At 68.5% G+C, this 6,528-nt stretch carries 8 protein-coding genes; 5 read left to right on the top strand and 3 right to left on the bottom strand.

Features of this window, described 5'->3' with window-relative positions:
* Positions 1–152 precede the first annotated feature (152 nt).
* Both ABZW96_RS22460 and ABZW96_RS22455 read right to left on the bottom strand, forming a co-directional pair.
* Positions 153–782 (bottom strand): DUF1003 domain-containing protein, encoded by a 630-nt coding sequence (locus ABZW96_RS22460; protein ID WP_355077389.1) that lies wholly within the window; start codon positions 780–782, stop codon positions 153–155.
* Positions 783–840: 58 nt separating this feature from the next.
* The gene (locus ABZW96_RS22455; protein WP_355077356.1) at positions 841–2,121 is read right to left on the bottom strand and encodes a CBS domain-containing protein; all 1,281 of its coding nucleotides are present in this window, start codon (positions 2,119–2,121) and stop codon (positions 841–843) included.
* Between the two features lie 63 nt (positions 2,122–2,184).
* On the opposite strand from ABZW96_RS22455, the gene ABZW96_RS22450 reads away from it, so the two are divergent.
* Genes ABZW96_RS22450 through ABZW96_RS22440 form a run of 3 tightly spaced genes read left to right on the top strand, consistent with a single transcriptional unit; the run spans position 2,185 to position 4,230 of the window.
* Positions 2,185–3,141 carry a CoA ester lyase gene (locus tag ABZW96_RS22450; RefSeq protein ID WP_355077354.1) on the top strand — a complete coding sequence of 319 codons (957 nt, stop codon included), beginning with the start codon at positions 2,185–2,187 and terminating at the stop codon, positions 3,139–3,141.
* 12 nt (positions 3,142–3,153) lie between these two features.
* On the top strand, positions 3,154–3,645 hold the full coding sequence (locus ABZW96_RS22445) for a general stress protein (protein ID WP_039800517.1): 492 nt from the start codon (positions 3,154–3,156) through the stop codon (positions 3,643–3,645).
* Between the two features lie 3 nt (positions 3,646–3,648).
* Positions 3,649–4,230 carry a suppressor of fused domain protein gene (locus ABZW96_RS22440; protein ID WP_355077352.1) on the top strand — a complete coding sequence of 194 codons (582 nt, stop codon included), beginning with the start codon at positions 3,649–3,651 and terminating at the stop codon, positions 4,228–4,230.
* A gap of 12 nt (positions 4,231–4,242) precedes the next feature.
* Here ABZW96_RS22440 and ABZW96_RS22435 read toward each other — a convergent pair whose 3' ends face one another.
* Positions 4,243–5,334 (bottom strand): magnesium and cobalt transport protein CorA, encoded by a 1,092-nt coding sequence (locus tag ABZW96_RS22435; protein ID WP_355077388.1) that lies wholly within the window; start codon positions 5,332–5,334, stop codon positions 4,243–4,245.
* A gap of 75 nt (positions 5,335–5,409) precedes the next feature.
* On the opposite strand from ABZW96_RS22435, the gene ABZW96_RS22430 reads away from it, so the two are divergent.
* Both ABZW96_RS22430 and ABZW96_RS22425 read left to right on the top strand, forming a co-directional pair.
* On the top strand, positions 5,410–6,264 hold the full coding sequence (locus ABZW96_RS22430; protein WP_355077350.1) for a PHP domain-containing protein: 855 nt from the start codon (positions 5,410–5,412) through the stop codon (positions 6,262–6,264).
* A complete protein-coding gene (locus ABZW96_RS22425; RefSeq protein ID WP_355077348.1) occupies positions 6,261–6,527 on the top strand; it encodes a hypothetical protein in 267 nt (88 codons plus the stop codon). Before ABZW96_RS22430 ends, ABZW96_RS22425 begins: the two co-directional genes overlap by 4 nt.
* Position 6,528: the final 1 nt, after the last annotated feature.

Genomic DNA, 6,528 nt, shown 5'->3' with positions numbered 1-6,528 from the left:
CCCGAACCACTCACCACCACACCAGCAACAACCAAAGCCGAGACCGTTATCGGAGCAGATACACGCATTCGGCCACACCCAATCCTCGACGTCGTGGGAGCGGCCGTCCGGGACATCCCCTGCCCAAGCCGCTCTGGACAACGTTGTCCAGGTTACCCACCAGTCAGGTCCTTATTCGGTATTTCCGGTTGATCACTGGTTACCGACGGTGAAACCGATGCCGGAGCGGGCTTTCGGCCGGAGGTTTTCTTGCGACCGCCCTTTCCTGCGCTGTCCGTCCGGCTCTCCGGATCCGGGGATTCCGCGTACTCCATGCGGTCCAGAATTCCTTTCAGCTCTTCCAATTCCCGGCGCAGGTAATCGCGCGTGGCCACTTCGCCGACCGCGATGCGCAGCGATGCGAGTTCCCGGGCCAGGAACTCGGTGTCCGCCTTGGTCTGAGCGGCCCGCACCCGGTCCTCCTCCAGGGCGACTCGGTCCCGGTTGTCCTGCCTGTTCTGCGCCAACAGGATCAGCGGCGCCGCGTAGGCGGCCTGAGTGGAGAACGCCAGGTTCAGCAGGATGAACGGATACGGGTCCCAGCGCAGCGCGACCACGAAGATGTTCACCAGGATCCAGACCACCACCACGATCGTCTGAACCGCTAAATACCGACCGGTCCCCAGGAATCGCGCCACCCGCTCGCTGCTGCGGGCCAAAGCCTCGGCGTCCCACTCCAATCGGAACCGGCTTTCCACCGGCGTCTCCAGCCGTTGGCGGGCCCTGCTGTGACCGAGCCGCACGCCCGGGTCGTTCTCGCTCACGGTGTGTCCTTTCGGGCGTGCGCGGGGTCGTGCGGGCTCACGCTCCGCCCCGTTCGTCGGTTTCTTCCTGGTCGCGCCAGTCCTCGGGCAGCAGGTGGTCGAGGACGTCGTCGACGCTGACCGCGCCGAGCAGGTGATTCTCCTCGTCCACCACCGGTCCGCAGACCAGGTTGTAGGTCGCGAAGTACCGGGTCACCGCGGCCAGAGGCAGTTCGGGACGCAACGTCGACAGATCGGTGTCGAGGATCCCGCCCACCAGGTGGGCGGGTGGTTCGCGCAGCAACTGCTGGATGTGCACCGAACCGAGGTAGCGGCCGGTCGGCGTAGCGGTGGGCGGACGGACCACGAACACCATGGAGGCCAGCGCGGGAGTGAGGTCCGGGTTGCGCACGCGCGCCAGAGCTTCGGCCACCGTCGTGGAGGGGGTGAGAATGACCGGCTTGGGCGTCATCAAGCCGCCCGCGCTGTAAGGGGAGTGCTCGAGCAGCCTGCGCACCGGCTCGGACTCTTGCGGGTCCATCAGGGCGAGCAGCGATTCGGCTTCGCCCTCCGGCAGTTCGCCCAGCAGGTCGGCGGCGTCGTCGGGGTCCATCGCCTCCAGCACGTCGGCGGCCCGGCGCACCTCCAGGTGGCTGAGCAACTCGACCTGCTCGTCGTCGGGCAGTTCCTGCACCACGTCGGCCAGACGTTCGTCGTCCAGCGCGACGGCCACCTCGATCCGCCGTTTCTCCGGCAGCTCGCGCAGTTGCTGTGCCACGTCGGCCGCGCGCATGCCCTCGAACCGTTCGAGCAGTTGCGTCACGTCCTGTCCCGGCCTGCCGATCTCGTGGGGCGTCAGGCCGGACACCCTGGTCCAGTCCACCACGTGCACCGTGCGCCTGCGGCCAAGCCTGCGGTGCCCGCGCACGGCCACCCTGCTGACCAGCCAATCCCTGGAACGCGCCTGTTCGATGCCGAGATCGGCCACGTGGACGTCCACGCCGGCCAGGTCGGGCAGGTCGGGGTCATCGACCCGCACCATCGAGTCGACGATCTGCGCCAAGGCGAGCATCTCGCCCGGTCGCTGGGTGAAACGGCGCAGGCTGACCGTTCCGGTGTTCAGCGTGACCACGCCGGGCTCGATCGCGGTGATCCGCAGGATCGGCACGAAAATGCGCCGCCGGGTGGGCAGTTCGACGACCAGGCCGTGCACGCGGGGCTGCTGGCGGTCGGACCGCACGGCCACGACGACGTCACGAATCCGGCCGATAGACTCCCCGTCCGGTCCCAGTACCGCCAAACCGGCCAGCCTGGCGACGTACACCCTGGTAGCTGCCATGCTGCCAAGGCTAGATGTTCGCGCGCGGGTGTTCGCATCCCGCCACGATCGACGGGAGTGATCATGAAGCCACGCCGTTCGGTGCTCGCGTGCCCGGGCAGCAACCCGAAGATGATCGAGAAGGCCAAGACGTTGCCCGTCGACGAGGTGTTCCTCGATCTGGAGGACGCGGTCGCTCCGGTCGCGAAGGCCGAGGCGCGGGCGAACATCGTCGCGGCGCTGAACGACTCCGGGTGGGGAACGCAACTCCGGGTGGTCCGGGTGAATGACTGGACCACCGAATGGACCTACGCCGACGTCATTTCCGTGGTCGAGGGCGCGGGCGCGCGGCTGGACGCGATCCTGCTGCCCAAGGTGACCGACGCGGGCCAGGTGCGCGCGCTGGACCTGCTGCTGACCCAGCTGGAGAAGACCTGCGGCTTGGACGTCGGACGGATCGGCATCGAGCCGCAGATCGAGAACGCTGTGGGACTGCGCGACATCGACGCGATCGCCACCGCGAGTCCCCGGGTGCAGACCCTGGTCTTCGGCCCGGCGGACTTCATGGCCAGCATCAACATGCGCACGTTGGTGGTCGGCGAACAGCCGGAGGGCTACGACACCGGCGACGCCTACCACCACATCCTGATGACCATCCTGCTCGCCGCCCGCGCCCACGGCCTCCAGGCGATCGACGGCCCGTACCTGCAGATCCGGGATGTTGACGGCTTCCGCCGAGCCGCCGCGCGCACAGCCGCGCTCGGGTTCGACGGCAAGTGGGTGCTGCACCCCGGTCAGATCGAGGCGGCCAACGAGATCTTCAGCCCGCGGCAATCGGACTACGACCGCGCCGAGGAGATCCTGGACGCCTATGCCTTCCACACCTCGGCGGCGGGCGGCGCCCGCGGCGCGGTGATGCTCGGCGACGAGATGATCGACGAGGCCAGCGCCAAGATGGCCCAGGTGATCGCGGAAAAGGGCCGCGCCGCCGGAATGACGCGCACCACGCGTTTCACACCACCGCGGGATGCGTCGGAATAGCAGAATGGAACTATGACGAATCCCTTGGGGAACTCGAGCCGTGCGCGGCAGGCCCTCCCGACGCCTCCGTCGGGCTGGCCGGTCGGCTCCTACCCGACCTACGCCGAGGCGCAGAAGGCGGTCGACTATCTGGCCGACAACCAGTTCCCGGTGCAGGACGTGACCATCGTCGGTGTCGACTTGATGCAGGTCGAGCGGGTTCTCTACCGGCTGACCTGGGGCAAGGTGATCGGCGGCGGCGTGGTGTCTGGCGCCTGGCTCGGCCTGTTCCTCGGTCTGCTGCTGAGCCTGTTCACCACCAGCGGCGCGCTGGGCCCGCTGATCGTCGGCTTGGTCGGCGGCATCATCTTCGGCCTGATCTCGACCTCGATCCCGTACGCGGCGACCAGGGGTCAGCGCGACTTCGCGTCCACCATGCAATTGGTGGCTGGCCGCTACGACGTGCTGTGCGATCCGAAGTCGGCCGAGCAGGCACGGGACATGCTCGCGCGGCTGGCGATCTGACGTATGGAAGTGCTGGAGACGGTCCGCACCGAGGTGCTGGGCCATTTCGGTGTGGACGCCGCGAACGTCGACGCCGCGTCGGTCACTTTTCTGGGCTTGGAGCCGATCGAGATCCTGCGCATCGTCGAGGACGATCTGGTGCACTACGTGACGCTGGGCGGCAGCAGGCATCCCATGGGCGATCCCACCGCGGTGCACGCCGACCCGGTGCGCGGCCCGCGCGCGGAACTCGTGCTGACGTTGCGGTCCGGTGTGGGAGCCAGCTCGGGCCTGGCCAAGTCGCTCGGCGTGCTCGCCGCGGCGCCGGTCGTGGAAGGTGTTGTGCTGCAAGCGGACGCACTGATGGATCTGGGTGAGCCGATGTGGCGCGACGCGCCGTTCACCGCGGTTCTGCTCGGTGAGAGCGACATTCCCGAGGTGCCGCTGCCCGAGCCGGCCGAGCCGGTGCGGTACTTCGCGGTGACGCCGGTGACCGCGACCGAGGCGGCCTGGGTCCGGGTGCGGGGCGCGCAGGCGTTGCGGGAGGCCTGGCAGGAGGCGGGCATCGATGTGCGCGACCCGAGGCGCGGCGCCGCCAGCTTGTGATGCCTAGCCCGGCTACAGCCACTTGTTGCGGCGGAAGGTGAAGAACAAGCCGGTGCAGATGGCGAGGATGAGCACCCACACCATCGGATAACCCCAGACCTGGTGCAGTTCGGGCATGTGGTCGAAGTTCATTCCGTAGATGCCCGCGATCATCGTCGGCACGGCCGCGATCGCCACCCAGGCCGATATCTTGCGCATATCCGTGTTCTGTTGCACGCCGATCCGGGCCAGCGCGGCGCTGATCAGCGCGCTGAGCGCCTCGTCGAAGTCGTTGATCCGCTCGGCCACGGCGGCGTGATGCTCGGCGACATCGCGCAGGTAGCGCCGGACCTCCTTCGGCACCGGCAGATCGGTTTTGCGGCTGAGCTGTTCCAGCGGCGCGGCCAGCGGATTCACCGCGCGCCGCAGCTCGACCACCTCGCGCTTGAGCTGGTAGATGGATTCCACCGTGACCTTGCTGCGCGGGGTGAAGATCTCCTCTTCCATCTCGTCGATGTCGTTCTCGACCGACTGGGCCACGTCGATGTAGGAGTCCACGATCCGGTCGGCGATCGCGTGCAGCACCGCGCCCGGTCCGAGGGCCAGCTGCGCGGAGTCCTCCTCCAGCGCCTTGCGTACCTCGGCCAGTCCGGAGTGCTCACCGTGCCGGACGGCGACCACGAAGTCGGGACCGGTGAACACGATGATCTCGCCGGTCTCCACGATCTCGCTGACACTGTTCATCTCGTGCGGGACGTAGCTGACCGTGCGCAACACCAGCAGCAGCGAATCGTCGTAGCGCTCCAGTTTCGGCCGCTGGTGCCGTTGCAGGGCGTCGTCGGTGGCGAGCTGGTGCAGGCCGAACGTCGCGGCGATGTCTTCCATCTGCGTCTGGTCGGGATCGTGCAGGCCCACCCAGACGAACCCGTTCGGCTCCTCGCGGGCTCGCGCGAGTGCGGCCTTGTGGGTGAACCGTCCGGGCAGACGCTTTCCGTCCACGTACACGGCGCAGTCGACGATCGCCTGCGCCGTCGGAACCGGGATGAACCGCTGCTCGGACTGCGACGGCGTCCGGCCGGATCCACGAAGCGAGGAAAGCGGAGAAAAGGACGGCACGCTGACGATGCTACGTCGCCGCAGGCCGGCGGAACGTCGCCTGCGCGTGCGGGGGGACGGCGCAGCACTGTAAGACTTGAAGGCGTGCGCATCGACCTGCATACCCATTCGACCGCGTCCGACGGCACCGATACTCCGGCGGAACTCGTACGGAACGCGGCCGCCGCGGGCCTGGACGTCGTCGCGATCACCGATCACGACACCACGGCCGGATGGTCGGAAGCGGTCGACGCGCTGCCGAAGGGGCTGACGCTGGTCCGCGGCATGGAGATGTCCTGCGTCGGCCTGGGGGAGGATGGCTGGCCGGTGCCCGTACATTTGCTGGCTTACCTGTTCGACCCGACCCATCGCGGCTTCGCCGAGGAACGTGAGCGGCTGCGCGCCGAACGGGTGGAACGGCTGCGCGCCATGGCCGAGCGGATGGCGGCCGACGGACTGCCGATCGATCCCGACGCCGTGCTGGCCTCGGCTGGGCCGTCGGCCGGGCGCCCGCATCTGGCCCGGGCGCTGGTCGCCGCGGGCGTGGTGCCCAGCGTGGACGCGGCGTTCGACGAATTGCTCGCCCCGCACGGTCCCTACTACGCCGAGAAGGCCGACACCCCGCTGCGTCGCGCGGTGCAGATGATCGCCACCGCGGGCGGAGTCAGCGTGCTGGCGCACACCAGGGCGCGCAAGCGGGGCAGGCTGCTCGCCGTCGACGACATCCGGGAGCTGGCCGCGCTCGGGCTCGGCGGCCTGGAGATCGCGCACCCGGACCACTCCGCGGCCGACCGCGAGCTGCTCACCGATCTCGCCGCGGAACTCGGCCTGCTCACCACCGGTTCATCGGACTATCACGGCACAAACAAGACCATTCGGCTCGGCGAGTTCACCACCGACGCAACGCAATTCGAGAAGCTGGTGGGCAAGGCCTCCGGCGTGCCGGTGATCGCCGCGTGAGATTCGTGCGCGGCCTCAGCGGCGTCGTCGCCGGTGGCGTCGTGGTGGGCATGCTGGTCGTGGTCGGCGCCGCGGTCATCGCGCAGCGGCGCGGCTTCCCCGGTCCCGGTGCCGAATCGGTGGCCTGGCACGTGGCGGCCGCGGTGGTCGCCCTGGCGGCGCAGATATATTCGGACCGGCATCGTGGTTCGGCCGCCTTTACCGGTTCGATGATCGTTTTTCTGGCTGCTGGACTATTGCTGTGGACGCAATGGTGGAGCTGAC

Origin of the sequence: Nocardia sp. NPDC004168, from assembly GCF_040610355.1 — a bacterium.
Lineage (GTDB): Bacteria > Actinomycetota > Actinomycetes > Mycobacteriales > Mycobacteriaceae > Nocardia > Nocardia sichangensis.
Note: the sequence above shows the minus strand (reverse complement) of the source record. Positions and strands in the feature narration are given on the sequence as shown.

Coding starts and splice junctions, on each gene's coding strand:
- ABZW96_RS22455 (WP_355077356.1), bottom strand. CDS start 2,121: ATGGCAGCTACCAGGGTGTACGTCGCCAGGCTGGCCGGTTTGGCGGTA.
- ABZW96_RS22450 (WP_355077354.1), top strand. CDS start 2,185: ATGAAGCCACGCCGTTCGGTGCTCGCGTGCCCGGGCAGCAACCCGAAG.
- ABZW96_RS22440 (WP_355077352.1), top strand. CDS start 3,649: ATGGAAGTGCTGGAGACGGTCCGCACCGAGGTGCTGGGCCATTTCGGT.
- ABZW96_RS22445 (WP_039800517.1), top strand. CDS start 3,154: ATGACGAATCCCTTGGGGAACTCGAGCCGTGCGCGGCAGGCCCTCCCG.